This is a genomic window from Pseudoxanthomonas sacheonensis (assembly GCF_031455975.1).
Taxonomy (GTDB): Bacteria; Pseudomonadota; Gammaproteobacteria; order Xanthomonadales; family Xanthomonadaceae; genus Pseudoxanthomonas_A; species Pseudoxanthomonas_A sacheonensis_A.
The window spans coordinates 241,296-267,667 of record NZ_JAVDTT010000002.1 but is presented as its reverse complement, the minus strand read 5'-3'; the positions used below and the strand labels follow the sequence as shown (position 1 = coordinate 267,667).

Sequence of the window (26,372 nt, the reverse complement as noted above, 5' to 3'; positions counted from 1 at the left end):
GCAGCGTGGGGGCTGCCGGGTCGGTTGCGCGGAGGGAGGGGGGCCGCGCAATAAAACGACGAGGTGTTGCAGATTGCTTGCTTGGCTTACTTGCCCTTAGCGGCCTTGGTCGCCTTGGCCACGGTCGCCTGCGCGGTTTCGCTGGCGGCTTCGAACTGGCTCTTGGCCAGCTGGCCGAGGGCTTCGTTGGTCTTCAGGGTCAGGCCGATCACTTCCTGGCCGGCAGCGGCGAAGCGCTCGGCGTTTTCCTTGGCGATCTGCAGGCCCTTCGGCCACACGGTCTTGTAGGCTTCGACGTCGCGGATTTCCGACAGCTCGCCGAAGAACGCGGTGGTGGCTTCGACGTTCTTCTCGAAGGTCTTCAGCTGCACGCCGAACACGGTTTCGGCGTTTTCCAGGGCCAGACGGTTGGCGCGCGCAGCGGCAGCGGCGAACTGGTGGGTGAAGGTGGTGAACTGTTCGTTGATCTGTGCGGACATGATGATGTCTCCTGAAAGGGGTTTACCGACTTGTTGCGGTGCAGCATATACAGGCCTTTGTTGCAATGCAACAACAGGCGTATGGTCAGCCGACGAACGGTCAGGGCCCGTTTAAAATCAAGCGCTTGTATGGACCCAATAGGGCCGTGGGAGCGGCGTCCCGCCACGAGCTCTTACCTGGCACAGGTCGACAATGCGTGATTGCCTGGGGGAAAGCTCGCGGCGGGACGCCGCTCCCACATCTATAAATAGATGTGCCGCCGGCTCAGCCGCGGTAGCGGCAGCCCGAGGTGCAGGTCTCGTGGACCACGATCTCGCTCAGCGCAGGCAATGCGGGCTTGAGCCGCTCCCAGACCCAGATCGCCAGCCGTTCGCTGGTCGGGTTGTCCAGGCCTTCGATGTCGTTGAGGTAATGATGATCCAGCTGGTCGTATAGCGGCTGGAACGCGGCCTTGATGTCGCCGAAGTCCATCACCCAGCCGGTTTCAGGCCCCGGTTCGCCCGTCACGCGCACTTCGATGCGGAACGAATGCCCATGCAGGCGCGCGCACTTGTGGCCGGGCGGAACGTTGGGAAGCCGGTGCGCGGCTTCCAGGGTGAAGATTTTGAAGATGTCCATGGGCGGCATTGTAGTTGTGTGGGTTGGGGCCGAAGAAGGCCCGGATTACCGAGAAATATTCATCAAAGGTCGTCATCCCGGCGAATGCCGGGATGACGACCTTATTTTGGTTGCTCGATGACAAAGAAAAGGCCGGCCCGAAGGCCAGCCCTTTCCGAATCAATTACCGAAGAAGCTCAGCGTGCCGGACGCGCACCCTGACGATAGGGGTTGGGACTGCGCGCACCATCGCGCTGTCCGCCCGACGGATGCGCGCCGCCGGCGGTACGCTGCTTCGGGCCGGCATGCGCATGACGCGGCGCCTCCGAATGCGGACGACGCGCGGTATTGGCGCGGCGCGGGGCGCTGTTGCCGCCCGGACGCTCGTTGGGCGGATTGTCGTTGCCCCAGCGGATCGGACGCATCGGCTCGAAGCCGGGCACGTCGCGGATTTCCACGTCGCGCTTGAGCATGCGGGTGATCGCACGCAGCAGTTTGGCTTCGTCCTGCGCCACCAGCGAGATCGCTTCGCCCTGCGAGCCGTTGCGGCCGGTGCGGCCGATACGGTGCACGTAATCCTCGGCGACCATCGGCAGGTCGAAGTTGATCACGGTCGGCAGCTGGTCGATATCGATACCGCGCGCGGCGATGTCGGTGGCCACCAGTACGTTGATGCGGCCGGCCTTGAAGTCCTTCAGCGCGCGGATGCGGGCGCCCTGGCTCTTGTTGCCGTGGATCGCCGCGGCCTTGATGCCGGACTGCTCCAGGTACTTGGTCAGCTTGTCGCAGCCGTGCTTGGTGCGGCCGAACACCAGGGTCTGCTTGCGCGAATCGGCGGCCAGGATGTGCAGCAGCAGTTCGCGCTTGCGGGTGCCGTCGACCGGATGCACGCGGTGGCTGATGGTCTCGGCCACGGTGTTGCTGGGGGTGACCTGGATCTGCTTGGGCTCGTGCATGAACTCCATCGCCAGCTGCTTGATGCTGTCGACGAAGGTCGCCGAGAACAGCAGCGTCTGCCGGTTCTGCTTGGGCAGTTTGGTGAGGATGCGCTTGATCGCCGGCAGGAAGCCCATGTCGAGCATGCGGTCGGCTTCGTCCAGCACCAGGATCTCGATGCCCGACAGGTCCACGTTGCGGCGGTCCATGTGGTCGATCAAACGGCCGGGGGTGGCCACGATCAGGTCCACGCCACGACGCAGCGCGTCCTGCTGCGGGCCCATGCCGGCGCCGCCGTAGATGGTGGTGCTGGGGATGCGCAGGTATTTGCTGTAGTCGCGCAGGCTGTCGTGCACCTGCACGGCCAGCTCGCGGGTCGGGGCCAGGATCAGCGCGCGCGGCTTGCGCTGGCCGTTGACCGCCTGCGGAGAGGTGCCCAGGTGCTGCAACAGCGGCAGGCCGAACGCGGCGGTCTTGCCGGTGCCGGTCTGCGCGCCGGCCATCAGGTCGTGGCCGGCCAGGGCCAGCGGAATGGCCTGGGTCTGGATGGGGGTGGGGGTGTCGTAACCCTGTTCTTTCAGGGCACGCAGCAGGAAGGGCGAAAGCCCGAGGTTTTCAAAAGACATTCGATGAAGCTCCAGTATTCCGATCGAAACGGCCGCAGTCGCCCACGCAAAGTGCGGACGGCAACAGACCAGAAGAGATCGAGGTATTACCCGAAGCGTTCCCGATGAACCGCGCTGCGAGAAATGTAGGCGGCCGGCGCCAAAGCGGCGGGGCCGTATCTGCAAGGCGAATGGCGTCGGAGTGGGGGCGGGCGCATCGGTCAACTTACGAGACCTGAGGCGCCGGCGATCCCGAAGGGAAACGGACGGCCGCTTGCAAACGGGGCGCACTGTAACCGATCCCGCTCGCAAAAGCTCCTCCTTAGTGGTGTCGGACGTTCAGACAGGGCCCGGGAGTATCATGGGCGCATGCACGGGAAACCCCGCTCCTGACATGGATTCACCCGTCCTGCGCAGCCCCAGAGGCAAGGACGTTCCCGGCCCGATCCGGGCGGCAACGCCGTCGCGCCGTACCGGCACCCATGCCTGCACCCGCTGTCTGGTGCGCCATCTGGCCGTCTGCACCGCGCTTTCCACCGACCAGACCGAAGCGCTGGACGCAATGGCGGGCGATGTCCGTCTGCAGGCCGGACAGATGCTGGCCCGCGAAGGCGATGTGCGGCGCTATGTCTTCACCGTCACTTCCGGGGCCCTGCGCCGCATCCGCGTGTTGCCGGACGGCCGCCGCCTGGTGGCCGGTTTTCTGATGCCGGGCGATTTCATCGGTTTCAGCGGCGCCTCCCACTATCGGCACTCGATCGAGGCGATCAGCGACAGCGTGCTCTGTTCCATCGCCCAGGCCGACATGCGCGAACTGTGCGAACGCCATCCCGGGCTGGAACACGAATTGTTGGAACGCGCCTGCGTCGAACTCGATGCGACCCGCAACAACCTGATGGCGCTGGCGCGAATGACGCCGCTGGAGCGTCTGGCCGGCTTCCTGCTGGACATGGCCGCGCGCCGGCAGCGGCAGGGCATCGGCGGCAACCAACTGGTGCTGCCGATGACGCGCGCCGATATCGCCGACTACCTGGGGCTGACGGTGGAGACGGTGAGCCGCAGCTTCACCAGGCTGCGCCAGGACGGGATGATCTCCGCTGCTGATCCGCATCACATCGAGTTATTGGATCCGAAGCGTTTGCAGGCGCTAGCCGAAGCGCGGGCTTGATCATGCTTTCCTTCTCCCTCCGGGAGAAGAGCCTGCCCCGTACTTGATACGGGGTGCCCGTAGGGCGGATGAGGGAAGGAAAAATCAGCTTGAACTGTAACTTCCCGTGAGCCTGAATTCGCACGCCCTCATCCGTCGCTTCGCGCCACCTTCTCCCGGTGGGAGAAGGGAGTCAAAAGCAGTCGCGCCGCTCGTCTCTAAAATAAAGACTCACGTTTCCAAGACCAGATGCCCATCGATCAATCGATATCGGGCATGCACAACCCCTTCCGGCAATTCATCATGGCTGACCATCAGCACGCTGCGCGATCCGCTGGCGGCGGACAGGTCCAGCAGCAGTTCGTTGGCGGTGTCGGCATCCAGGCCTTCGGTCGGCTCGTCCAACAACAACAACGGCGTGTCGCGCAGCAATGCGCGTGCGAGTGCGATGCGGCGCGATTGGCCGGCCGAAAGCGTGGCGCCGTTCTCACCGATCCACGCATCGAGCCCCTCCGATAGCGCGCTAATCGCGCCTTCCATCTTCACTTGCGACAACGCGTCCCACAGCTGCGTATCGTCGGCTTCGGGCGCGCCCATGCGCAGGTTGTCGCGGACGCTGCCGGCGAACACCGGCGCTTCCTGCGGCAACCACGCGATCTGCGCGTGCCAGTCGGCCTGCTTGAACTGGCGCAGGTCGGCGCCGCCATAACGCACCGATCCGCTTTGCGGATCGCACAGGCGCAGGGCCAGCGCCAGCAGCGAACTCTTGCCGGCGCCGCTGTCGCCGTACAGCGCGATGCGTTGTCCGGGAGCGATGCGCAGGTTCGCTTCCCGCAATACGTCGCGCGCCTCGTCCGGCCAGTGGAAACAGACGTCCCGGAATTCCAGCTCCGCGTGCTTGGGCACGGGCTGAGCCATCGCAGGATCGGCCACTAGCGGCGCCTGCGTGGCGACCTGCTGCAGGCGCTGCTGCGACGCGCGCGCTGCCTGCAGCGATTGCCAAGCCAGGTTCGCGCCGGCGCACGCTTCGTAGACGGCGACGGTCATGAAGAACAGTCCACCCACCGCGGCGGGGGACAGACGGCCGTTGTACGCGGCGTCCAGCAGCAACCACAGCATGGCCGGCAGCGAGAGGGCCACGACGGTCGCATGCAGGGCGGTGCCCAGCGACAGGCGCGCCTTGCGCTCGCGTTCGCAGCGCGCGGCTTCCGCGGTGGCTGCGTCGATATGTTCGATCCACGATCCGGTCGCTTCCAGCGCGGCCAGATCGGTCGCGCCTTCCAGCCCTTCGAGTACGGCGGTGCGCAAGTCCGCACGCGCTTGCGCTCTCGCCGTTTCAGCGTGGGTTGCGCTGCGGGAGACGACGGAGGGAATGCCGACGCCCAGCGTCAGCAGGACGAGGGCGAGTAGCGCTCCTGCCGCAGGCAGCACGAACCCCGCTGCGATGGCGGCGACCAATCCCAATCCCGCCAGTGCGAGCAAGGGGCCGAGCGCGCGCACCAACAGGCCATCCACGCTTTCGATGTCCGCCACCAGCCGCGCCAGCAGATCGCCCACGCGATGCCTTCCCAATCCCAGCGGAGCGAGCGGCAACACGCGGTGGAAGAAGTCCACGCGCAGGTCGCGCGCCAGCCGCAGGGTCGTGTCGTGGCCGACGAGTTTTTCGGCGTACCGCGACAGGATGCGGAGGAAGGTCAGCGCGCGGATGCCGGCAGAGGGAGCGAAGAAGTTGAACCCCATCGCCGTCGCGCCCGCCAGCGCGGCGGCGGTCAGGAAGTGCCCAGCCAATCCCAGCAGAGCGGTGCCTGCCAGCAGCGTGAGCAGCAGCAGGAAGATCGTCAGGGCGATGGATCGCGCGTGCAGGCGGAATACGCTCACGGCATGCCCTCCGCCGGGGAAATCACGCCATCCGGCAGCCACAAGACTTGTCCGGCCAAGCGCATGGCGGCCTGACTGTGCGTCGCCAGCACCAGGGTGCGCCCACGCGCGAACTCCGCCAGTGCGGCGAGCAATGCGGTTTCGGTTTCGGAATCGAGGAATGCGGTGGGTTCGTCCAACAGCAACAGCTGCGGATCGCGCAGGAACACGCGAGCCAAGGCGATACGCCTGGCTTCGCCGCCGGACAGGCCGAAGCCGCGTTCGCCGATCATCGTGTCCAGCCCATGCGGAAGCTTGTGCGCGAAGCGGAGCACTTGCGCGGCTTCGGCGGCAGAGTGCAACTCCGCTTCGCTGGCTTGCGGATTAGCCATGCGCAGGTTGTCGGCGATGCTGCCGTGGAAGAGGTAAGGGCGCTGCGAAGCGTAGCCAATGCGGGTGGCTTCGGGGATCGACAAGCTGCCAGCGGTTGGAAGGAGCCAGCCAGCCAATGCGTCGAGCAGCGTGCTTTTCCCAGAGCCGCTCGGACCGCACAGCGCAAGGCCGCCGCCGGCGTTCAAGTCGAAGGTGATGCCGGTCAGCACGTCATGTGCCGCGCCAAGCGGGCGCAGAACGAGATCGCAGACTTCAAGCATCGCCGCCGCAGTGGGAGCCGGTCGAGCCGAAAGCTGGCCCTGTGGGAGCTGCCCCTGTGGGAGCGGCGTCCCGCCGCGAGCTTCTGCTCCTGCTTGTGGCTGTTTTTCCAGGGTTGTGGAAGAGGGTAAGGGCAAGAGCTCGCGGCGGGACGCCGCTCCCACGTGCGCCGCATCTGCGGCACGTGTGCTGTCTTCCAGAGCGCTTTCGATTTCATCGAGCGCGGCCAATGCATTCGCGCGATCATGGTAATGCGTGGCCAGACGCCGCAACGGCGCGTAGTACTCCGGCGCCAGCAGCAGACAGAACACGCCCATGCCCAGGCTCAGCGGCGCGCCACGCAGGTCCAGCATGCCCAAGTAGGTCAGACCCAGATAGACCGCCACCATCGCCACGCTCAACGAGGCGAAGAATTCCAGCACTGCCGAAGACAGGAAAGCGATTCGCAGCACTTTGAGGCTGCGCACGCGCACTCCTTCGGCGGCATCGCGTATGCCCGCCAGCTCGGCATCGCCGCGTCCGTACAGACGGATCACTCCCAGCCCGCGCAAGCGGTCGGCGAAATAGCCGCCCATGCGCGCCAGCGCCTTGAGTTGCTGCCGGCTGGCCGCTTCCGCACCCCAGCCGACCAGCATCATGAACAAGGGAATCAGCGGCAAAGTCACCAACAGGATCGCGCCGACCACGCGGTCCACGCAGAACACTGCGATCAACAAGGCCAGCGGCACCGCGATCACTTCCGCGCGCGCCAGCAGGTAGCCGCCGAAATAGCCTTCCATGGCATCGGCATGGGTGCCCATCAGTTCGGCGAGTTCGCCGCTGCGGCGTTGGCGCAGCCATAGCGGTCCACCCGCCAGCAGGCGTCGGATCAGTCCGTTACGGAGATCGGCGCGTATGGCTTCCACGGCCTCATCGGCTTGCCTGCGCGATATCCAGGCCAGCGCGGCACGCAGCAATCCCACCATCAACAGCGCGCACAGCGGGGCCATCGAGTCGCGGGGGCTCGCATGCTCCACCAGCACTTGCTGCACCGCCCAGGCGATGGCGGCCGCCTGCGGAATCAGCATCCAGCCCGCGAGCGCGCCGCAGGCGCCGGCGATGCGCAGGCGGCCTTTGCAGGCCCGCCCCAACCCATTCAGGCGCCGGATCTTTCCCCGACGCAGCGCGACTGCTTCCGTTTCCGCCGTTGCTACGGCTTCCATGCGGTTGGCGTCGAGGGGAAGTGGGCGGCGATCAAGGCGAACCGTGGGTTCCGGGCAGGAGGTGCCGGTGAACGCATTGTAGCTATGCGTCCAAGGCGGACGTTGATCCAGATCAATGCGGCAGGCGGAGAAGGGGCGCAGAATGCCGGCATCTTCACCGGGTAAGCCGCGCCATGCCGGACATGACCGTAGTCGAGTTGTCGCGCCTGCAGTTCGCGCTGACCGCGATGTACCACTTCCTGTTCGTGCCGCTCACCCTGGGTCTGTCCTTCATGGTCGCGATCATGGAGAGCGTCTATGTGATGACCGGGCGCGACATCTGGCGGCGGATGACGCTGTTCTGGGGCACGCTGTTCGGCATCAACTTCGCCATGGGCGTGGCTACCGGCATCGTCATGGAATTCCAGTTCGGCATGAACTGGTCCTACTACAGCCAGTACGTCGGCGATATCTTCGGCGCACCGCTGGCGATCGAAGGGCTGATGGCGTTCTTCCTGGAAGCCACTTTCGTCGGCCTGTTCTTCTTCGGCTGGGACAAGCTGTCCAAGGTCAAGCACCTGATGGTGACCTGGCTGGTCGCGCTGGGCACCAATTTCTCCGCCTTGTGGATTCTGATCGCCAACGGCTGGATGCAGTATCCGGTCGGCGCCACCTTCAACCCGGACACCATGCGCATGGAAGTCACCGACTTCATGGCGGTGCTGTTCAACCCGGTCGCGCAGGCCAAGTTCGTGCACACGGTCAGCGCGGGCTACGTGCTCGGCGCGGTGTTCGTGATGTCGATCAGCGCGTTCTACCTGCTGCGGGGACGGCACGTGGACCTTGCGAAGCGCTCGATGGCGGTGGCCGCGAGCTTCGGATTGGCGGCGTCTTTGTCGGTGGTGGTGCTGGGCGACGAGAGCGGCTACGTCACCGGCGAAAACCAGAAGATGAAACTGGCGGCGATCGAGGCGATGTGGGAGACCGAACCGGCCCCGGCCGGCTTCAACGCCTTCGCCATCCCCAACCAGGAAACCCGCACCAACGAATACGCAGTGCATATCCCCTGGGTGATGGGGCTGATCGGAACGCGCTCGTTCAATACCGAGATCCCCGGCATCAACGAGTTGGTCGAGCGCGCCGAGGAACGCATCCGCAACGGCCAGGTCGCCTATGCGGCTCTGCAGAAGCTGCGCGCCGACCGCAGCGATATGCATGCGAAGGCCATGTTCGACTTGCATTGGCAGGACATGGGTTACGCATTGTTGTTGAAACGCTACCGCGAGGACATCGGCAACGCCACCGAGCAGGAAATCGACAAGGCCGCGGCCGACACCATTCCGCGGGTGGCGCCGCTGTTCTGGAGCTTCCGCTTGATGGCCGGCGTGGGCTTCTATTTCATCGCCTTCTTCGCGCTGGCGTTCTGGCTGGCGACGGTGCGGAAGCTGGACAAGTACCGTTGGTTCCTGAAACTGGCGCTGTACAGCCTGCCGCTGCCCTGGCTGGCCATCGAAGCAGGCTGGCTGATCGCCGAGTTCGGACGACAGCCGTGGATCATCGATGGCGTGCTGCCGACGTTCCTCGCCGCCTCCGGCTTGAAGTTGCACCAAGTGATCATTTCGCTGACCGGCTTCGTGGTCATCTACACCTCGCTGGCGGTGGTCGACGTGTACCTGTTGCGCAAGGTGATCTTGAAGGGGCCGGACGACATGCCCGGCGGCGCGCGGCGCCCCAACCACGAAGGCACGCCGCTGGCGGCCGCTTCCTCGACCGCGGCCTGACGGGAGAACGACATGGACACGATTCCCCTCGATTACGAGACCCTGCGCCTGATCTGGTGGCTGCTGCTGGGCATTCTGCTGATCGGCTTCGCGGTGATGGACGGCTTCGATTTGGGCGTGGGCACGTTGTTGCCCGCAGTGGCGCGCACCGACGCCGAGCGGCGTCTGGTGTTGAACGTGGTCGGCCCGGTGTGGGAAGGCAATCAGGTGTGGCTGATCGTAGGCGGCGCAGCGATCTTCGCTGCCTTTCCGGCGCTATATGCGGTCAGTTTCTCCGGCTTTTATCTGGCGATGTTCCTGATCCTGTTCGCGCTGATATTGCGGCCGGTCGGTTTCAAGTTCCGCAGCAAAGTGGAAGACAAACGCTGGCGCGCAGTGTGGGACTGGGGCTTGTTCATCGGCGGGTTCGTGCCGGCGCTGGTGTTCGGCGTGGCCATGGGCAACGTGCTGCTGGGCGCGCCTTTCCACTTCGACGACACCCTGCGCATCTACTACACCGGCGGATTCTTCGCGCTGCTCTCGCCGTTCGCGGTGCTGTGCGGTCTGGTCAGCGTGAGCATGCTGGTGGCGCATGGCGCGGCGATGCTGACGATCAAGACCGATGGACCGGTGGCGATGCGCGCGCGGCGCTACGGTTCGCTGGCGGCGTTGGCGACGGCGGTGCTGTTCGTGTTGGCGGGGATCTGGGTGGCGTTTGGGATAACGGGCCATACGATCGTCGGAGTCGCCGACACCGCGGCTGCATCGAACCCGTTGTTCAAGCAGGTCGCGTCCGCAACCGGCGGCTGGATGGCCAACTACCAGGCTATGCCCTGGACCTGGATCTTCCCTGTGCTGGGCGTGCTGGGCGCGCTGCTGAGCGCGCTGCTGCTGCGCGCAGGACGCGGCGGATCGGCGTTCCTGGCTTCGGCATTGGCCATCGCCAGCATCATCCTCACCGAAGGCGTGGCGGTGTTCCCGTTCCTGCTGCCCTCCTCCACCCACCCATCCTCCAGCCTGACCCTGTGGGATTCGTCCTCCAGCCACCTGACCTTGTTCGTCATGCTGGTGGTGACCTGCTTGTTCCTGCCCCTGATCATCCTCTACACCAGTTGGGTGTACCGCGTACTGCGCGGCAAGGTGAGCCCGGAAAGCCTGGAACAGAACCACAACTCCTACTGAGGTGAACCATGTGGTATTTCTCCTGGATACTCGGCGTGAGTCTGGCGGCGAGTTTCGCCATCCTCAACGGCATGTGGTACGAAATGCGCGAGAACGACCGCACCGCGCGCGAAGCGAAAGAACAGGAAGCCAAGCGCCTGGCGGAAGAAGCGCGCGCTGATTGAACCAACGCGGTAGAAGCGGCGCTCGTGGGAGCGGCGTCCCGCCGCGAGCTTTTGGAGTCTCCACAAGATCAAGAGCTCGTGGCGGGACGCCGCTCCCACAGACGTCGCGCGAGGGGTTTTTCAGTGGCGATCAGCGCAGGCGCAGGGTGGTGCGGGTGCCTCGGCCGGGCACCGAGGAGAACGCAAGCTTCCAACCCAGATGTTCGCACAGGCGCGAGATCAGCTCCAGGCCGATGCCGCCGCCGTCCCGTCCGCCGCCGCGCGCCAGGCGCGCATAGATTTCGCTGATCTCCTCGGGCGACATGCCGTGGCCCGGATCCTCGATCACCACCGTCGCATCCGCACGCAGGCTGATGCGGATCTCGCCGCGATCGCTGTTCTCGATGGCGTTGCGCAACAGGTTGCCGATGGCGGCCTGCACGATGGTCAGAGGCGCGACGATCTCGCAGGCCGGCATGGCCTGCTGCACCAGCACCAGATCCTTGTCGCGGGTCAGGTGCTGATGGTCCTCGACGATTTCCGGCAACAGCTGGTCCAGCGCAACCCGGTCGCTGGAATCGGCCAGCCGCGCGGGATCCTTGGCCAGAGTCAGCAGCAACGAAATCAACTGCTCCACATTGCGCGCGGTGCGGTGGATGCGGGCCACCTGATTGCGTGCGGCGGCGGGCACGTCGGCCTGTTCGAGCACCAGCTCGGAGGCGCCGGCGATCACCGCGATAGGAGTACGCAGTTCATGGCTGGAGCTGGCGATGAAAGCGTGCTCGCGCTCCACGAAGCTCTGATTGCGGCGCAGGTAGTCGTTGAACGCATCGGCGATGACCACCAGTTCGGTGCTGGCGTTGGCATCCAGATTCACTTCCTGATTCGGCTGCGCCGGTTTCAGCGCTTCCACCTGTTTGGCCAACGCCGCCAGCGGTTGGATCACCAGACCCAGGCGCCACATCACCACCAGACCCAGGATGAGGATGACGATGACGGTCCCGGCGGCCACGGCCGCGCTAATGGTTCCCTCCACGCCCTCGAACTCGGTCAGGTTGAGCGCCATCGCCAAGGGTTTTCCGTCGATCTGCTCGATCAGCACCACGCTGTTCACCCCGTCCAGGGTCATGTCGTCGTGCAAACCCGCCTCGAGAGGCGTCAGGTTGGCCGGCAACGGCGGAGCACCGGGGACTCCGAACAGGCGCAGGGTGTCGGTGTCGTGCCAGCGATAGGCCGGATTGGCCTGGATGCGCTGCCCGTAGTAGTCCAGTTCCGCCCTGAGCAGCGATTCCCAGGCCAGGTGCTCCACCCGCTCGTGGATGAAGTATCCGCCCATCAACACCGCGGCCGAGAGCAATACCGCGTAGACGACCAGCCAGCGCAGGATGCGTTGTTTCAGCGGCGTCCTAGTTTCCATCGGCGGGATCCTGGGTGATGGCGGCCAACCGATAGCCCACGCGTGGCAGGGTGTGGATGAGCTTGACCGGGAACGGGCCATCCACGCTGCGCCTCAGTTCGTAGATATGCGAGCGCAGCATGTCTCCGTCGGGCGGTTCGTCGCCCCATAGGGCGTGTTCCAGCCGTTCGCGGCTGACCGCGGCGGGGCTGGCCTGCATCAGCGTTTCCAGTAATTTGCGGCAGGCCGGATACAAGTGCAGGACTTGCCCGCCGCGCGTCACTTCCAGCGTGGCCAGATCCAGGCGCAGATCCTGGACCTCGAGTATGCGGCTACGGCCGCGACCGGCCACACGGGCGATCAGCGCTTCCACGCGTACTTCCAGTTCTGGCAGGGCGAAGGGTTTGGTCAGGTAATCGTCGGCGCCGGCGCGGAATCCGGCGATCTTGTCGGGAAGCTCGTCGCGAGCGGTCAGCATGATGACCGGTACCCCGGAGTTCTCGTTCTCGCGCAGCCGCCGCAGCACTTCACGGCCATCCATCCGCGGCAGCATCCAGTCCAAGATGACCACGTCGTAGGCGCCCTTGCTGGCCAGATGCAGCCCGGTAATGCCATCCGGGGCCGCATCCAGCGTGTGGCCGCGGGCCTCGAAATATTCGAACAGGTTGGCGACCAGGCTGCGGTTGTCTTCGATCACCAACAGTCGCATGGAGAATCCTGAAAGCCTGTCGCGGCGAGCGATGCAAGGATTGATGCTCCCAGTATCGGTGCCCCTCTGTCAAAGCGCCTGTAACAGGCGGTACCGTAGGCTTGGTGGTGGAAGTGAACGGTTAACGCCGGGCTAACGGAGTTCTGACGAATTTCCGACAGCCCTTTTTCCACGCTTGCTCGACTGTGGAGTCGGAGGGGGTGGCTAACGTATGGCTTGCCCGTGCGCGCTGGTTTTCCGACGTGCCTCCCACCCTCGTTTGCCAAGCTCTATGACCGAGACGCATTTGTCGTGACTCCCGAACTTTCCGTGGTCGTGCCCGTGTACAACGAGCGCGACAATATTGCCCCCCTAGTCCACGAGATCGTCGCGGCGCTGCGCTCGCGGCTGCCTTTCGAGATCGTCTATGTGGATGACCATTCCACCGACGACAGCGTGCAGCAGCTAAAATCGTTGCAGGAGCAAGTGCCTGAGTTGCGGGTGATCCGCCATCTGGTGCAGAGCGGGCAGAGCACGGCCATCCGCACCGGGGTGAAGGCGGCGCGCTCGCGCTGGATAGCGACCCTGGACGGCGACGGGCAGAACGACCCTGCCGACATTCCCAAACTGTTAGAGGCGTGTACCTCGGCAGCAGCCGAGGTGCGCCTGTTCGCTGGCTGGCGCGTAAATCGACAGGACAGCGCCAGTAAGCGTTGGGCGTCGCGATGGGCCAACGCCATTCGTTCCCGCCTGCTCCGCGACGACACGCCGGATACCGGCTGCGGCATCAAGCTGTTCGAACGAGAGGCTTTCCTCGAGCTGCCCTATTTCGACCACATGCATCGTTACCTGCCTGCGCTGATGCAGCGCGCCGGTTGGCGCACTGTCAGCATCCCGGTCCATCACCGCGGCCGTACGGCCGGCGTTTCAAAGTACAACAACCTCCACCGCGCCTGGGTAGGCATCAGCGATCTGCGTGGCGTAGCCTGGTTGATAAAGCGCAGCAGGATTCCGCGCGCAGAGGAACTGTGAGCAGAACATGCATCCGATGAACCAGGAAATCCTGTGGCTGAGTTGGACCGGTCTGCACATGACCCCGTGGAAGGTGATCGGCATGGTCGGCGCGCTGATGTTCGGGGCGCGCTGGCTGGTGCAGTTCGTCGCCTCGCGCCGCGCCCGCAAGCCGGTGATCCCGCGATTGTTCTGGTACATGAGCATCGTCGGCAGCTTGATGACTTTGAGCTACTTCCTGTTTTCCTCCAAGCAGGATTCGGTAGGGGTCATCCAGAACCTGTTCCCGGCCTTCACCGCGATCTACAGCCTGTATCTGGATATCCGCCACCGTGGATGGAAGCGAGACCGGGCAGCGCACTAGCCGGCGCCTCCTAACCGTGGTGGCTTACTCGGCCTGGTTACGTGCATCGGGATAAGAATCGTCGCTGGCCCCAAGCAACGCGAGCCGATAACCGACCCTCGGCAAGGTATGGATCAGCTTCACCGCAAACGGGCCGTCGACGCTGCGCCGCAACTCGTACACATGGGAGCGCAGCAGGTCGCCATCCGGTGGGCGATCCACCCATAGCGTCCGCTCCAAACGCTCGCGGGAAACGGCAGCAGGGCTGGCCTGCATCAGCGTTTCGAGCAGCTTGCGGCAGGCGGGGTACAGGTGCAGCCGTTGTCCGTCGCGATGGACTTCCAGAGTATGCAAGTCCAAACGCAGGCCGTGCACTTCGAGCACGCGATTGCTTCCACGTCCATCGCGCCGCGCCAGCAGCGCTTCGAGGCGGACTTCCAACTCGGGCAGGGCGAAGGGTTTGGTCAGATAGTCATCTGCACCGGCACGGAAGCCGGCAATCTTGTCCGCCAGTTCGTGGCGCGAGGTCAGCATGACTACCGGTTGGGCGGGACGCTCGTTACGCAGACGGCGCAATACCTCGCGGCCGTCCATGCGTGGCAGCATCCAGTCCAGAATCACCACGTCGTAGGACTGCTGGGTAGCCAGGTGCAGACCGGTGATGCCGTCCGGAGCCGCGTCCAGCGTATGGCCGCGCGCTTCGAAGTAATCGAACAGGTTGGCGACCAGGCTCGCATTGTCCTCTACCACCAGCAGTCGCACGACTCAGCCCTCCGGGTCGCTGGGAAAGCAGCGCACGAGATGTTTTCATCGCCCGGGTCGGAAAAACGTCAGAGTCTGTTCTTACATATTTCCTACATTGCAAAATCCACTATTGCCACGTTTCCGCGAGCGCCGCGCACCCTAATGACCCGCCTGCCACGAATGTCCCTGTCCTCGTCCCGTTTGGCGTTGCTGATCGTACTCATCGCGGTCAGTCTGCTGGCCGGACTGGGTATGCGGGATCCTTCGCCTCCGGATGAACCGCGCTTCGTCCTGGCCGCGCGCGACATGGTCGAGTCGGGGCAATGGCTGTTCCCGCATCGTGGAAGCGAGTTCTACGCCGAAAAGCCGCCTGTGTTCATGTGGATGCAGGCGGCGGCGTACGAAGCGATCGGCAACTGGAGGGTCGCCTTCCTGCTGCCTTCGCTGCTCGCGGCGCTGCTGACCCTATGGCTGACCTACGACCTGGCCGCGCGGTTGTGGAACCGCAGGGCAGGCCAGTACGCGGCGCTCGCCTTGTTCGTCTGTCTGCAGTTCGGCTTGCAGGCCAAGCGCGGCCAGATCGACATGGTCCTGGTGGCGATGACCACCTTGTCGCTCTATGGGCTGTTGCGCCATCTGTTGCGTGGACCGCACTGGCCACTGGCGTGGCTGGGTTTCTTCGCCGCCGGGCTGGGCACGGTGACCAAGGGCGTGGGTTTTCTTCCCGTGCTGGTGCTGTTGCCCTGGGCTGTGCTGCTGTGGCGGGATCGCAAAGCGCCGCGCACGACGCTACCCACGCGCGATGGATGGCGTTGGCTAGTGGGCGCGCTGTGCTTCGTCGCGGGTACGGGCGTTTGGGTCGTGCCGATGCTGTGGGCGGTTTACAACAGTTCGGATCCCGCCTTCCACGCTTATGCCGCCGAAATCCTCCTCAAACAGACCGGCAAACGCTATGCGGGAGCCTGGCACCACGTGCAGCCGTTCTGGTACTTCGCGCAGGTCATCGTGACCTTGTGGCTGCCGGGCGCCTTGCTGTTGCCCTGGCTGGTGCCCGCCTGGTGGCGTCGGTTGCGCCGTGGCGATCGGCGTTTCTGGTTGCTGCTGGGGTGGAGCGCATTGGTCCTGCTGTTCTTCAGCGCCAGTCCCGGTAAGCGCGAGGTTTATATTTTCCCCATGCTGCCGGCCTTGTGCGTGGCCGCTGCGCCGCTGCTGCAAGCGCTGATGCGTCGCGTCGCCGTGCAGCGGACGCTGTTGGGTTACGTAGGGGTGCTGGCGCTGGTGATGTCCGCCCTGGCGTTGTCGGGCTTGCTGGGCGCCAACGAGTGGGCCCACCGGCTGGCCGCCCAACGCGACATCGACACGGCCACCTTGCGCACCTTCTTGTTCTGGCTGCTCGCTTTCGGGCTGACCTCGATGGCGGTGATCCTCTGGGCCGGGCGCCGACGCGTGGGTACGGCGGTAGTCGTGGTGACGGCCTTGCTGTGGATGACTTATGGCTTCGGTCTGGCGCCTACGCTGGATGCCGACAGTTCCGCCCGCAAGCTGATGCAGCGGGTGAGCCAGCGCATCGGGCCGCAAGCGCAACTGGGCATGGTGGCTTGGCGCGAACAGAACGCCTTGCAGAGCGACCGGCCCACAGTCGATTTCGGCTTCAAGCACTCATGGCAGGACCAGTGGGCCGCGGCCGGGCCGTGGTTGCTGGAAGATCCGTCGCGGCGCTGGGTGTTCGTGCTGGACAAGGCCTTGAGCCCCTGCGTGAACCGCGCACGCGCGATCGATATCGGCCAGTCCAATCGCAACCGCTGGTTGCTGGTGCCGGGCAATGCATGGAAACCGGGGTGCACGACGCCCGCGTTCAAGGCGGAGGACGACGAAACTCCTTGAATCCCAGCTAACCGATCCAGGGTCTTAACGGACAGCGAACCCCGCTCCGACCGCTCTCCGACAGAGCAACTCCAATCATTCGCGCCAATTGTTCCTATGCGCGCGCGGATGCAATCTCCTACTCCTCTACCCGCTCCACGATCATGGCTGGCAATCGGCCCCGGCGCGCTGGGCGGCAATCCGGTGCGCGAGTGGCCGAATGTCGGCTCGCGGTTCTATTTCCAACACTTGTGGATGCCGCTGACGATCTTCGCCGGTCTATCGGTGGTGCTGATGGGCCTGCATGGAGATCTCTGGCTCGCGGATCGTTTGTACGCAATGGAGGGCCACGCCTGGAATCTGCAGACCGGATACCTCACTCAGGATCTGCTGCATGCCTCAGGCCGTCAGGCCAGCAAGGACATGTGGTTCACCTTGGCGCTGATGGTCGGAATATCGCTGCTGGTGCGGCAAGCAAGGCAATGGCGGCGGCCGCTGGTCTACCTGCTGCTCGCCACCGCGCTCTCCACTGCCGCCGTCGGTCTGTTGAAGCGTTGGACCAACGTGGACTGCCCTTGGGATCTGCTGCGCTACGGAGGCGATAACGCCTACTACGGGTTGTTCATGCATCGGCCGTCGATACTAGGTCATGCGAAGTGCTTTCCCGCCGGCCATGCCAGCGCGGGCTATGCATGGATCGCACTGTATTTCTTCTTCCTGAGCACGCGTCCGCGTTGGCGCTGGTGGGGGCTTGGCTTCGCATTGGGTCTGGGCGCCATATTCGGAGTCGCGCAACAGCTTCGCGGCGCGCACTTTCTTTCTCACGATCTCTGGGCGCTGATGATCTGCTGGCTCATCGCGCTGGCGCTTTATCTGCTGATGCTGGGACATCGCCAGAAGGGCCAGTGGGTGGAGGCTGCGCCATGAGCACCATCGTCGGGAGCCAGGAAGCGCTCAATCGGAAAGACGATCGGCCTATCGCCTGGTGGAAACTTCGTCCGGTTATCGGAAGCGAGGCGCTGATTCTGCTTTGCAGTCTGTTTTTTTCCATGTTCAGCAACGGCGCGTTCTGGCATAGCGCGCTCGCCCATCCGCTGGAGCAGTGGCGATTGGCGATATCGTTGTTCCTGGTGACGACCGCATTGCATGCGCTGCTGCTGGGGCTGGTGGTCAATCGCTGGACGGCCAAACCGCTGCTGACCGTGCTTTTTCTGGTCACCGCGCTCGCCGCCCATTACATGAGCGCCTACGGCGTGTATCTGGACGCCGACATGCTGCGCAACGTGCTGCATACCGACAGCAAGGAGTCCAGTGAGCTGTTATCTCCATTGCTCCTGATTCCCATCGTACTGACCCTCGTTCCGGTGATGGCGCTGTGGCGCATACGTCTGCTCAAGCGCAACTGGCACCGCGCGCTGGCCATCCGTTCCGCTTTCCTGGCGATGATGGCAATGGTGGCGGCCGCGGGGACCTTGCTTTCATTCCAGGACATCTCCTCGCTGGTACGGAACCATCGCGAAGTGCGCTACCTGGTGACTCCGGCCAATTACATCGTTGCGTTGTCCAACGTGGCGCTGGCGTCGCCTCCCGGGCCCAAAAAAGCGCTCCTTCCCATCGGAACCGACGCCAAGGAGACCCCACGCATCAGCGGCGGCAAACCAAGGCTGCTGGTGCTGGTGGTTGGAGAAACGGCGCGCGCGCAGAACTGGGGATTGAACGGTTACGCGCGCCAGACCACGCCCGAACTGGCCAAGGTCGACGGACTCATCAACTTTTCCCAGGTGAGTTCCTGCGGGACCAGTACCGAGGTGTCGCTGCCCTGCATGTTTTCTCCCTATGGCCGCCGCAATTACAACGAAGAGGAGATCCGCAGCCACCAGTCCTTGCTGCACGTACTGGATCATGCGGGTGTGACCACCTTGTGGCGCGACAACCAGTCCGGCTGCAAGGGGGTGTGCGACGGTCTGCCGATCCAGCATCTGGCGGACGCCAAAGATCCCGATCTTTGCAACGGCAAGCGTTGCCTGGATGAGATCCTGCTCAAGGATCTGCGTGCGCAGCTTTCGCCCTCCAAAGGCGACCAGGTAATAGTGCTGCATCAGTTGGGCAATCATGGCCCCAGCTATTTCGAACGTTACCCATCGCGCTTCAAGCGCTTTACGCCCACCTGTGAAAACTCCGAGCTGGGCGAGTGCGAGCGCCAGGGCATCGTAAACGCCTACGACAATGCGTTGTTGTACACGGATCATTTCCTCGCCCAGGCCATCGGCCTGCTCGAGTCGCAGGCCGACTACGACACGGCTTTGATCTACGTTTCCGATCATGGCGAATCGCTGGGCGAGAAGGGCTTGTTCCTGCACGGCGTGCCTTACTCCATCGCACCGGCGGAGCAGACCCGGGTACCGATGGCGATGTGGTTCTCGCCAGGGTTCGTGCAGGACGCCAAGCTGGACACCGCATGCCTGAGGCACGAGGCGACGGAACCGGTCAGTCACGACAACCTGTTTCCCTCCATCCTGGGACTGATGCAAGTGAGCACCCGCGAGTATCAACCCGCTTACGATCTGTTCGCGAAGTGCCGTAGCAGGCAATAGAGAAGCGCGGCGCCGAAAACGACGGTAGCGATTTCCCGCCCTAGCGTTTCCACCAGCGAATGACCGCCTCTCCCGACAGGCACAGCAACATGGAGAGGAACGCGCAGGCGGCCGTGATCGCCAATAACGTGGCCAGCGCAAGGAATGGGGCAGGATGCAGCCCCTTGCTGCCGTCCGTCGCCAAAGCGGCGAGGCCGCATAGGGCTGCGGCGATGGTCGATCCGGCGAATATCCGGAGAAGTCGCGGGTAGGCAGTGATCTGCGTATCGCCTTCAGTTCGCCCGCCGCGTTCTGCAACCGCCATGTTTGAATGCTTCATCGCTATTCACTCGAAGAGTCGCTACAAGGATGCCTAACGATCCGTCGGAGGGCGGTCGGAACGACGTTGGTTCTTGGTTAATCCGCCCGCTTCGTTTCGCTTCAAGCTCGTGTCCCGGTGGTTAAAACCGCACCGATGCCGGTGGCCGGCTTTATTCCGATGCTTGACGGTTTTGGATCTCGGCTGAGGTCGGCATAGGCGATGAACGGCGTGTCTCCCAAGCATCTCCGCTCGCAAACGGGGACCGCCACGAGTCACCCTGGGCGGCTGCGCCATTGCCGCGGGCGGTCGACGCGGCCAGCGCCGCGATGTGCGGAGCAGGATGGGGCCGCCGCGCGACGGCGACCTGCAGGAAAGGCAGCCAACCTGGGACGCCGCCCGTGACGGAACGGCATCTGGAGCAAGTCCGGGCGTGAAAAACCGTCGGATCCGTGCCGGTACCGGCCTCGACCCGGCAACAAAAAACCCCGCAATTACGCGGGGTTAGCTGATTCAATACCGGATTCAAGGCGTTGCTTGATGTGGTGGTATGGGTGGTTTCGTATAGTGTATTCAAGTAACTGTTTCCGAACGATTTATTGTTTGTAGACTTTTGCGGTTACCGTCGCAGTTACCGTCAGAAAAACCACAGACTGTCAGCCATCGATTTCCTTTCAGTTATCGCCTCAAGCCTTCTCCGTGAATCCATGTAAATTTAGGGTCTGTTTAGGTTATTGGTCGGGATATCCGGTGGTCAGCTAACTGCCCTACGTGCTCAACGATGCACTTAACCAACTCTGCGGCGGCGGCCGGGTTTTCTAGAGCGATGTAATCGACGACGGCGTCCAAGTCGCTCAACGCCGGCTCCGAACAGATTATTTCAACCATCGCGCGAGGCGCGTCTTGGCTTGGGCATGAGTGGCCACGCGCGCCTCAGCGATCGCCAACTCCCCACGGGCGATGCCCTCCATCACGGCCATGCGCTGTTGCATCAACTGATAGGTCTCGACGTCCACGAGGTAGGCGCTTGGCAGGCCGTGTTGAGTAATAAGAATAGGTTCCTTGTCCCGTTCGATATCCGAGAGGAGTTCGGTCGCCTGCCGCTTGAGGGTGGTAACGAGTTCGGTGCGCATGAAGTGATACTCCAGTATCACTTTGGAGCGCGCAAGTAGTCGGTGCAAGGCAGGCAAATTTCATATAGAGCTCTGCGTACTGGCTTCACTCCGTACATCGACACCCTTCAATCAGGGTCGCTGGCTGCCCGCGCATCAGGCAGTTCCGCAGTGATCGGCTTGGCGCGCTGTATGCGGTCATAAATTTCGGAGCGGTGGACCGGCACGGCGCTCGGCGCGGCGATCCCAAGGCGCACCTCGCCATGCGATTTGAAGGGGAGAACGGTAATGGTTATTTCGTCTCCGATCTTTATCGTCTGACCAACGTGTCGGGAAAGATTGAGCATCGATGTTCCTTCATCGCGAAGTTGTTTAGGATAGCTGATAGTAAGTCGGAGGTTACGCCTGCGACCGTACTACTGCACCGCGCAACTCAAGGTGAAGGTCGCTGTGGCGCCATTCGGAATCGTAGCTCCCTCAGGCTGCTGACACGCTGTGGACGGCCCGTCATTCCTGCCGGGTTGTTCAGACTGTCTACCGTTCCAAAAACCGACGGATGGCGTCGGCCTTGGCCTCGGTGAATACCCCGCTGGCAAGCAGATCGAAGATCGAAGTCACCCCGCCGCGCGAGCCCCAACTGCCTTCGTCGATGACCCTGAAGGTGACCCACCAAGCGAGCGACGGCTTGTCGATGCCGCATCCCTCGGCCATGGCCGCCAGCATGTTTTTGATAACCTGCAGGTGTCTTTGGGCCAAGCCCCGTCCATGACACAGATGTCGATCGTCGCCACGTCGAGTGGGGGTCTTGGTCCGCCAGAAGAACTCCGCCGATCGCCATCTGGTCAAGGGATCGTTCGGCGCGAGCCAATGTCCGATTCCGACCCATAAGGGGTCCACCTACAGGAAACCCGATGCTCTCTTGGCCGGAGGAGCGGCTACCGGGTTATTCTTCTGCCAAAACCCCGCTATCCGGACTCTCTCAAGTTCGGTAAGTCCCGGGAGCAAAATATCCATCACGTTCCGAGCTTCGAACTGCGTTGAAGCAGCATTGCCACTAACCTACCTGTACCGGCGCATGTCTATCAGAATGATAGGAATGTCTGCGTTGTATAGATGGCCCTGTCTAATGGGCCTCGCGGCGCTTGCAGCGTCGTACTTTTCTGTTGTCGCTGATGCTCGCGCATTGACGCACGCGCACATCGCTGCGGAATCGCACCCCATTACTGTGATCGAAGGCGACGATATTGCCTTCAGTCGCGTAGAAAACTCTCAGGAGTTCTCGGCGTCGAGAGTCGGGCAGATTGCCCAGGACGATATCGGATTCATGTGGTTCGGGACGCAATACGGTCTGTATCGATTCGATGGATACAGTCATGTGGTATTTGCAGCCGATCCAAACAACAGGAATCAGCTTAGTGGCGTGTTCGTCTACGCTATTTATAACGATAAGTCTGGTCGGTTGTGGATCTCGACCGAGAAGGGCGTAGACATTTTCGATCCCCGGACCGGGACTTTCAGTCGGATCTCCTACGCCGGCAAGTCCAGTCCAACGGCTCAATCGTTTTATCAGGACCGATCTGGGACTATGTGGCTGAGCACCACCGCAGGCTTATACGGGATTGATTCGGACGGCAGAGCTCTCGCGCATTTCCAAGCTGATCCCGAGGACTCTGGTTCGCTCGCCAGCAACGATCTGAAATTTGCTAAGGAAGACCACTCGGGCACTTTCTGGATAACAAGTTCTGCAGGGCTCGAAGCCATCGACCGGAGCAGTGGTCGGGTGCTCACACGGATACCGCTCCGGGAGCCAAGGGAAATAAACTTCATCGAAGATCGTTCGGGAATACTCTGGATCTATCATGCGGGCGGAAGCGGACTCTCCACATTTGATCGGACGACCAATACTCTGACCAACTACCGATTCGTCGATAGCACTGGCGCGCCGATGCCACGCTTCGGAATATTCACGGCGCTCGAGGATCGCGGCGGTGGTTTGTGGTTCGGCACTGGAGGCGCGGGGCTGCTTCACCTGGACGTTGATCGTCAGCGCTTCATTCGGTATCGCCATAGCCCCAGTGACCCGCAAAGCCTCGGTGGTGACGACATCGTCACGCTGTTTCAGGACCGGGAGGACAACATTTGGGTGGCCTTGCATGGCGAGCAACTCAACCTTTTCCCCGCACGGAAACCACTTTTCGAGAAACTTCCTCCGAGACCCACCTCCCTCCGCATACGCAGCGAGAAGATGGTCAATTCCATTCTTGAGATAGAGGGCCAATCTTTGTGGATCAGCTACATGGGGATGCTGTTAGGTGTCGATCAACAGTCAGGTGAACGACAAGATCTGCACCAGCGACTGGGTCTGCAGGCCGATGTGATCTCGATGGCACAGAACGCTCGTGGCCGCATCTGGCTCGGTACTACGGGAACCGGCATAGTCCTAGTCGAACCATCGGGTCGCGTGGTTCGATTCCAGCACGATCCCGCCGATCAAAACAGTCTTGCAGATGACGTGGTCAACGATATCCTGGTGGACCGATCGCAGAACGTTTGGTTTGCGACTTGGGGCGGGCTTTCCCGCTTCGACGACAAGAGCGGCCGATTCGAGAACTACAAACCGCCGAAAATTGATCCAAAGTATCTCGCCCTGGCGGAAGACAGCTCGGGGAACATCTGGTTGGGCACTAACCAGTACGGCCTGCAGCGTTTCAATCCAGTGACGAAGGAGTTTGTGACGTTCCCGTCCATCGGTGCGCCTGGGAGCGTGAGCAATGGCAGAGTGAACGCCGTACATGTAGATCGGCGCGGAGTGGTCTGGGCGGGAACGCAGAATGGTCTCGACGCGCTCGATCCAGCCACTGGCCACATCCGCAATTATCGCGTCCACGATGGGCTGCCGGGTAATGCAGTGAGCTGCATTCTTGAAGATGCGCAGGAAGGCATCTGGTTTGGGACCAACAAGGGTATCGCTCGGCTCGACGCGGCAACGGGAAAAATCCAGAGCTACTCTCAGATAGATGGACTTCCGGGCCAGGATTTCACAGGCTGGGGTGCCTGCTACCAAAGTCGGGCACATAAAATGTACTTCGCCGGATTCTCGGGAGCCACGGCGTTCTACCCCGACCGAATCCGAATGCAGGGGCATGTACCTCCCGTCGAGTTTACGGATCTGACGATCGCCGGGCGCAGGTTTCCCGATGGGCCGCCACAGTCACAACCACAAGTGCTACCCGTACTGGCAAGACTGAGTTTGCCATACTCGCAGAACACGTTCACCGCCGGATTCGCAGCCTTGAGCTACACGAATCCGACTGCGATTGGCTACCGTTTCCGTCTGGTTGGGCTGGGAGAAGAGTGGCACGTGGTGGACAGCAGTCGGCGCGTGGCCTCTTACAATTCTCTGCCGCCAGGAGATTACCGGCTGGAAGTACAGGCAGCTGCGAGCGGAGGTCAATGGTCCGAGACGACCGCGTTGGAACTCACCATTCACGAGCCCTGGTGGCAGACCATTTGGTTTCGCACACTTATGGCCCTGTTCGTACTGGGCTCTGTGTTGCTCATCTATCAGCTGCGCGTGCGCCAAGTGCTACAACGGTTCGAGATCCGTCTTGATGAACGCGTCACAGAGCGCACGCGCATCGCCCGCGAACTACATGACTCTCTGCTGCAAGGATTTCATGGTCTGATGTTCCGGTTGCAGGCAGTACGTAACCTCCTTCCGGCGCGACCGCAAGAAGCCGCAATCGCGCTGGATGAGGCGTTGAGTCGCGGTGATGAAACCGTGGAGAGGGCTCGGGACGCGGTCACAGACCTCCGCACCTTTGGTGCCAGCGAATCTGATCTCGAAGCAGCGCTGCGCGCAATGGCACGGGACATGCCGATGCTCTCGCTGGACGGCGCGCCGGAGTTCCGTATCGTTATCGAAGGTACGCCGCGTCGCTTGATCCCACTGGTGCGCGACGATGTCTTGCAAGTAGGCCGTGAAGCATTTCGAAACGCCGTGCAGCACGCGAGAGCCAAGCTGGTGCAAGTAGAAGTTCAGTGGGGCGCCGAACGATTTTCGATACGTGTGCGTGATGACGGTGTCGGCCTGGAGCCCCAGTTGATCGCGCACGGTCGGGACGGTCACTGGGGAATACAGGGCATGCGGGAGCGGACCCGCCAGTTGGGTGGAAGCTTGGAGATCCGCAGCGACGGCAACGGCACGCTGGTGGAGCTTAAAATTACCGCGAGTCGTGCCTACGTCGGCTCGGACTAAGGTTCGCCGAGACTTATTCACTCACCGAGGGAAGAATTCCTCGAGCCAGCGCCAAGGTCACGGCATGAGTGCGGTCATTGGCGCCCAGCTTGGCCATGATGTGCTTCACATGCGCCTTCGCCGTTTCCTTGCTCACCGACAGACGTAAACCGATTTCGTGGTTGGAGTTCCCCGCGGCCACCAGCCTCAACACGTCGATCTCGCGCGATGAAAGACTTTCTCCTCCCCGATGCGCGGCGAGCGCGCTGGCCACGTCGGCGGTGATGTGCTTGTGTCCCAAGTGCACCGAGCGAATCGTATCCAGTAGCTCCTTGCGTACAGATCCTTTTAGCACGTATGCGTGCGCGCCCGCCTTGAGTGCACGCTGTGCCAGCGCATCACCGCCATACGTCGTCAGAATGATTACGTGCGCGTCAGGGAAGTCGCTCCGAATGGCCATCAGCGCTTCAATGCCGCCCATTCCCGGCATCTGGATGTCGAGCAAGGTAATGTCCGGTCTGAATTCACGGAAGCGTTCGATGGCCTCCATGCCGGTCGACGCCTCCGCAGACAGTTGCATGTCGGGTTGACCGGCAATCAGCGCAGCAATCCCTTCCCTGAGGAGGGGATGGTCATCCACAGCGAGAATGCGGATGGTATTCATAGCTACTCGTTGATGTACTCAATGCCCATCCGACGGCGACCGGCGCTGGAGTTTAGTTGCGCCTCGATCCACTGGCAGGTCTTCTCACGGACGATAGCATGGCCGTGATCGTTGATCAGGTCATGATAATAGCCCTCGAATACCTGCAGTGTCTTGTCGCTGGAACCCACGCGCCCATGAAGGTACTCGCTACCGGAGGGCGGTGCCATCATGTCTTCTGATCCGTGCAACAGCAGCAGTGGCAACGACAGTTCGCCTAGGGCCTCGCGTAGGCGATCGTTGGCACGGAGCAGCGTAGTGCCCGCCAGCCAGAAAAAAGAGGGGGCCAGCCCGCTGAAGATCCGCAAGATCGCGGCGTTTCGAGGCGAATCGAGCACAATCCCCTCGCAGATGATCCCGTCCAACTCGTCTCCGTGTCGCAAGGCATGGAGGCAGGCGACCACCGCACCGGTCCCATGACCGAACAGAAATAGCGGACTCGTGGGATCGCGTTCGCTTATGCGAGACATCATCGTGCGGGTATCGCGGAGGTAGCCATCGATCGGGCTGAGTTGGAAGCGCGAGCCCGGCGACCGACCGCATCCTCGAAGATCAATAGCGCAAGTGGCAACGCCCCGCGTAGCTAAGGCTTCGGCAAAAAGCCGATACTGACCGCTGTGCGACCCACGTTCATGCACGATGGCCACAACAGCACGAACGCTTCCGGGGCGCCAGTAACGCAGGAATAACCTTCGGCAGTCTTTTGATTCGACGAACTCCTCCACAACCGATAGCCAGGGCTGTGAGGCCATGCGGTTCTCCAAGCAGTTGAGGCTAAATTAATATCAGAACAAGGAGGGGTGCTAATTACCCGAACGGGGAATGCGCGCCCTGGGACACCGAG

At 62.7% G+C, this 26,372-nt stretch carries 25 protein-coding genes; 10 read left to right on the top strand and 15 right to left on the bottom strand.

Translation table 11 applies throughout. The features are described from left to right. Positions 1 to 86: 86 nt before the first annotated feature. The 3 genes from J2W94_RS08290 to J2W94_RS08280 form a co-directional block, all read right to left on the bottom strand. On the bottom strand, positions 87 to 479 hold the full coding sequence (locus J2W94_RS08290; RefSeq protein ID WP_093285472.1) for a phasin family protein: 393 nt from the start codon (positions 477 to 479) through the stop codon (positions 87 to 89). 265 nt (positions 480 to 744) lie between these two features. Beyond that, positions 745 to 1,098, bottom strand: coding sequence for a 6-carboxytetrahydropterin synthase QueD (gene queD / locus J2W94_RS08285; protein ID WP_310092078.1), 354 nt, complete (start codon positions 1,096 to 1,098; stop codon positions 745 to 747). Between the two features lie 176 nt (positions 1,099 to 1,274). After that, positions 1,275 to 2,639: a DEAD/DEAH box helicase gene (locus tag J2W94_RS08280; protein WP_430540575.1), complete on the bottom strand. Its 1,365-nt coding sequence runs from the start codon at positions 2,637 to 2,639 to the stop codon at positions 1,275 to 1,277. Between the two features lie 373 nt (positions 2,640 to 3,012). Here J2W94_RS08280 and J2W94_RS08275 point away from each other — a divergent pair, with 373 nt between their 5' ends. Next, a complete protein-coding gene (locus J2W94_RS08275) occupies positions 3,013 to 3,786 on the top strand; it encodes a Crp/Fnr family transcriptional regulator (RefSeq protein WP_310092077.1) in 774 nt (257 codons plus the stop codon). 210 nt (positions 3,787 to 3,996) lie between these two features. Here J2W94_RS08275 and cydC read toward each other — a convergent pair whose 3' ends face one another. Further along, a complete protein-coding gene (cydC, locus tag J2W94_RS08270) occupies positions 3,997 to 5,643 on the bottom strand; it encodes a thiol reductant ABC exporter subunit CydC (protein ID WP_310092074.1) in 1,647 nt (548 codons plus the stop codon). Then, a complete protein-coding gene (gene cydD / locus J2W94_RS08265; RefSeq protein ID WP_310092073.1) occupies positions 5,640 to 7,475 on the bottom strand; it encodes a thiol reductant ABC exporter subunit CydD in 1,836 nt (611 codons plus the stop codon). The genes cydC and cydD overlap by 4 nt, the downstream gene beginning before the upstream one ends. 173 nt (positions 7,476 to 7,648) lie before the next feature. On the opposite strand from cydD, the gene J2W94_RS08260 reads away from it, so the two are divergent. From J2W94_RS08260 to cydX, 3 genes are read left to right on the top strand one after another with little or no spacing between them, the layout of a single operon-like run. Further along, positions 7,649 to 9,235, top strand: a complete 1,587-nt coding sequence (locus J2W94_RS08260; RefSeq protein ID WP_310092071.1) for a cytochrome ubiquinol oxidase subunit I — start codon at positions 7,649 to 7,651, stop codon at positions 9,233 to 9,235. Positions 9,236 to 9,247: 12 nt separating this feature from the next. Then, on the top strand, positions 9,248 to 10,396 hold the full coding sequence (gene cydB / locus J2W94_RS08255) for a cytochrome d ubiquinol oxidase subunit II (RefSeq protein WP_310092065.1): 1,149 nt from the start codon (positions 9,248 to 9,250) through the stop codon (positions 10,394 to 10,396). Positions 10,397 to 10,404: 8 nt separating this feature from the next. Beyond that, entirely contained in the window at positions 10,405 to 10,560 is a 156-nt protein-coding gene (gene cydX / locus J2W94_RS08250) for a cytochrome bd-I oxidase subunit CydX (RefSeq protein ID WP_310092064.1), read from the top strand. A gap of 130 nt (positions 10,561 to 10,690) precedes the next feature. Here the strand turns inward: cydX and J2W94_RS08245 are convergent, their stop codons facing one another. Together J2W94_RS08245 and J2W94_RS08240 are read right to left on the bottom strand one after the other, a co-directional pair. Beyond that, positions 10,691 to 11,956 carry a sensor histidine kinase gene (locus J2W94_RS08245; protein ID WP_310092062.1) on the bottom strand — a complete coding sequence of 422 codons (1,266 nt, stop codon included), beginning with the start codon at positions 11,954 to 11,956 and terminating at the stop codon, positions 10,691 to 10,693. After that, on the bottom strand, positions 11,946 to 12,644 hold the full coding sequence (locus J2W94_RS08240; RefSeq protein ID WP_310092060.1) for a response regulator transcription factor: 699 nt from the start codon (positions 12,642 to 12,644) through the stop codon (positions 11,946 to 11,948). Before J2W94_RS08240 ends, J2W94_RS08245 begins: the two co-directional genes overlap by 11 nt. 291 nt (positions 12,645 to 12,935) lie before the next feature. Between J2W94_RS08240 and J2W94_RS08235 the strand changes: the two genes are divergently transcribed. After that, the gene (locus J2W94_RS08235) at positions 12,936 to 13,655 is read left to right on the top strand and encodes a glycosyltransferase family 2 protein (RefSeq protein ID WP_310092058.1); all 720 of its coding nucleotides are present in this window, start codon (positions 12,936 to 12,938) and stop codon (positions 13,653 to 13,655) included. A 7-nt stretch (positions 13,656 to 13,662) separates the two neighbouring features. Next, positions 13,663 to 13,998: a lipid-A-disaccharide synthase N-terminal domain-containing protein gene (locus J2W94_RS08230; RefSeq protein ID WP_310092056.1), complete on the top strand. Its 336-nt coding sequence runs from the start codon at positions 13,663 to 13,665 to the stop codon at positions 13,996 to 13,998. 24 nt (positions 13,999 to 14,022) lie between these two features. On the opposite strand, the gene J2W94_RS08225 is transcribed toward J2W94_RS08230, so the two are convergent. Then, a complete protein-coding gene (locus tag J2W94_RS08225) occupies positions 14,023 to 14,739 on the bottom strand; it encodes a response regulator transcription factor (protein WP_310092053.1) in 717 nt (238 codons plus the stop codon). A gap of 144 nt (positions 14,740 to 14,883) precedes the next feature. Here J2W94_RS08225 and J2W94_RS08220 point away from each other — a divergent pair, with 144 nt between their 5' ends. The 3 genes from J2W94_RS08220 to J2W94_RS08210 all read left to right on the top strand — a co-directional run bounded on the left by J2W94_RS08220 (position 14,884) and on the right by J2W94_RS08210 (position 19,178). Then, entirely contained in the window at positions 14,884 to 16,605 is a 1,722-nt protein-coding gene (locus tag J2W94_RS08220; RefSeq protein ID WP_310092050.1) for an ArnT family glycosyltransferase, read from the top strand. A gap of 234 nt (positions 16,606 to 16,839) precedes the next feature. After that, entirely contained in the window at positions 16,840 to 17,511 is a 672-nt protein-coding gene (locus J2W94_RS08215) for a phosphatase PAP2 family protein (protein WP_310093652.1), read from the top strand. After that, positions 17,508 to 19,178 (top strand): phosphoethanolamine transferase, encoded by a 1,671-nt coding sequence (locus J2W94_RS08210; protein WP_310092048.1) that lies wholly within the window; start codon positions 17,508 to 17,510, stop codon positions 19,176 to 19,178. The genes J2W94_RS08215 and J2W94_RS08210 overlap by 4 nt, the downstream gene beginning before the upstream one ends. 40 nt (positions 19,179 to 19,218) lie before the next feature. Here the strand turns inward: J2W94_RS08210 and J2W94_RS08205 are convergent, their stop codons facing one another. The 5 genes from J2W94_RS08205 to J2W94_RS08185 form a co-directional block, all read right to left on the bottom strand. Beyond that, positions 19,219 to 19,482, bottom strand: a complete 264-nt coding sequence (locus J2W94_RS08205; protein ID WP_310092047.1) for a hypothetical protein — start codon at positions 19,480 to 19,482, stop codon at positions 19,219 to 19,221. 720 nt (positions 19,483 to 20,202) lie between these two features. After that, positions 20,203 to 20,364 (bottom strand): type II toxin-antitoxin system RelE/ParE family toxin, encoded by a 162-nt coding sequence (locus J2W94_RS08200; protein ID WP_310092045.1) that lies wholly within the window; start codon positions 20,362 to 20,364, stop codon positions 20,203 to 20,205. Continuing rightward, positions 20,352 to 20,609 (bottom strand): type II toxin-antitoxin system prevent-host-death family antitoxin, encoded by a 258-nt coding sequence (locus J2W94_RS08195; protein WP_310092043.1) that lies wholly within the window; start codon positions 20,607 to 20,609, stop codon positions 20,352 to 20,354. The genes J2W94_RS08200 and J2W94_RS08195 overlap by 13 nt, the downstream gene beginning before the upstream one ends. Before the next feature lie 107 nt (positions 20,610 to 20,716). After that, positions 20,717 to 20,935, bottom strand: coding sequence for a carbon storage regulator (locus J2W94_RS08190; protein WP_310092041.1), 219 nt, complete (start codon positions 20,933 to 20,935; stop codon positions 20,717 to 20,719). Positions 20,936 to 21,122: 187 nt separating this feature from the next. Then, a complete protein-coding gene (locus J2W94_RS08185; protein WP_310092039.1) occupies positions 21,123 to 21,311 on the bottom strand; it encodes a hypothetical protein in 189 nt (62 codons plus the stop codon). 403 nt (positions 21,312 to 21,714) lie between these two features. On the opposite strand from J2W94_RS08185, the gene J2W94_RS08180 reads away from it, so the two are divergent. Further along, on the top strand, positions 21,715 to 24,846 hold the full coding sequence (locus tag J2W94_RS08180) for a sensor histidine kinase (protein WP_310092036.1): 3,132 nt from the start codon (positions 21,715 to 21,717) through the stop codon (positions 24,844 to 24,846). Positions 24,847 to 24,859: 13 nt separating this feature from the next. Here the strand turns inward: J2W94_RS08180 and J2W94_RS08175 are convergent, their stop codons facing one another. Both J2W94_RS08175 and J2W94_RS08170 read right to left on the bottom strand, forming a co-directional pair. After that, complete coding sequence (locus J2W94_RS08175) at positions 24,860 to 25,489, bottom strand: response regulator transcription factor (protein WP_310092035.1); 630 nt, start codon at positions 25,487 to 25,489, stop codon at positions 24,860 to 24,862. Positions 25,490 to 25,491: 2 nt separating this feature from the next. Beyond that, positions 25,492 to 26,280 carry an alpha/beta fold hydrolase gene (locus J2W94_RS08170; RefSeq protein ID WP_310092033.1) on the bottom strand — a complete coding sequence of 263 codons (789 nt, stop codon included), beginning with the start codon at positions 26,278 to 26,280 and terminating at the stop codon, positions 25,492 to 25,494. Positions 26,281 to 26,372 lie beyond the last annotated feature (92 nt).

Bases quoted from the DNA above. Each gene is read 5' to 3' on its own strand.
- cydB (WP_310092065.1), top strand. From the start codon at position 9,248: ATGGACACGATTCCCCTCGATTACGAGACCCTGCGCCTGATCTGGTGG.
- J2W94_RS08275 (WP_310092077.1), top strand. From the start codon at position 3,013: ATGGATTCACCCGTCCTGCGCAGCCCCAGAGGCAAGGACGTTCCCGGC.
- J2W94_RS08170 (WP_310092033.1), bottom strand. From the start codon at position 26,280: ATGGCCTCACAGCCCTGGCTATCGGTTGTGGAGGAGTTCGTCGAATCA.
- J2W94_RS08190 (WP_310092041.1), bottom strand. From the start codon at position 20,935: ATGCTCAATCTTTCCCGACACGTTGGTCAGACGATAAAGATCGGAGAC.
- J2W94_RS08210 (WP_310092048.1), top strand. From the start codon at position 17,508: ATGAGCACCATCGTCGGGAGCCAGGAAGCGCTCAATCGGAAAGACGAT.
- J2W94_RS08240 (WP_310092060.1), bottom strand. From the start codon at position 12,644: ATGCGACTGTTGGTGATCGAAGACAACCGCAGCCTGGTCGCCAACCTG.
- J2W94_RS08200 (WP_310092045.1), bottom strand. From the start codon at position 20,364: ATGGTTGAAATAATCTGTTCGGAGCCGGCGTTGAGCGACTTGGACGCC.
- J2W94_RS08205 (WP_310092047.1), bottom strand. From the start codon at position 19,482: ATGGCGGTTGCAGAACGCGGCGGGCGAACTGAAGGCGATACGCAGATC.
- J2W94_RS08180 (WP_310092036.1), top strand. From the start codon at position 21,715: ATGGGCCTCGCGGCGCTTGCAGCGTCGTACTTTTCTGTTGTCGCTGAT.
- queD (WP_310092078.1), bottom strand. From the start codon at position 1,098: ATGGACATCTTCAAAATCTTCACCCTGGAAGCCGCGCACCGGCTTCCC.
- J2W94_RS08230 (WP_310092056.1), top strand. From the start codon at position 13,663: ATGCATCCGATGAACCAGGAAATCCTGTGGCTGAGTTGGACCGGTCTG.
- J2W94_RS08245 (WP_310092062.1), bottom strand. From the start codon at position 11,956: ATGGAAACTAGGACGCCGCTGAAACAACGCATCCTGCGCTGGCTGGTC.
- J2W94_RS08220 (WP_310092050.1), top strand. From the start codon at position 14,884: ATGACCCGCCTGCCACGAATGTCCCTGTCCTCGTCCCGTTTGGCGTTG.
- J2W94_RS08260 (WP_310092071.1), top strand. From the start codon at position 7,649: ATGCCGGACATGACCGTAGTCGAGTTGTCGCGCCTGCAGTTCGCGCTG.
- J2W94_RS08280 (WP_430540575.1), bottom strand. From the start codon at position 2,639: ATGTCTTTTGAAAACCTCGGGCTTTCGCCCTTCCTGCTGCGTGCCCTG.
- J2W94_RS08215 (WP_310093652.1), top strand. From the start codon at position 16,840: ATGCCGCTGACGATCTTCGCCGGTCTATCGGTGGTGCTGATGGGCCTG.
- J2W94_RS08195 (WP_310092043.1), bottom strand. From the start codon at position 20,609: ATGCGCACCGAACTCGTTACCACCCTCAAGCGGCAGGCGACCGAACTC.
- J2W94_RS08290 (WP_093285472.1), bottom strand. From the start codon at position 479: ATGTCCGCACAGATCAACGAACAGTTCACCACCTTCACCCACCAGTTC.
- J2W94_RS08175 (WP_310092035.1), bottom strand. From the start codon at position 25,489: ATGAATACCATCCGCATTCTCGCTGTGGATGACCATCCCCTCCTCAGG.
- cydD (WP_310092073.1), bottom strand. From the start codon at position 7,475: ATGGAAGCCGTAGCAACGGCGGAAACGGAAGCAGTCGCGCTGCGTCGG.
- cydX (WP_310092064.1), top strand. From the start codon at position 10,405: ATGTGGTATTTCTCCTGGATACTCGGCGTGAGTCTGGCGGCGAGTTTC.
- J2W94_RS08185 (WP_310092039.1), bottom strand. From the start codon at position 21,311: ATGCTGGCGGCCATGGCCGAGGGATGCGGCATCGACAAGCCGTCGCTC.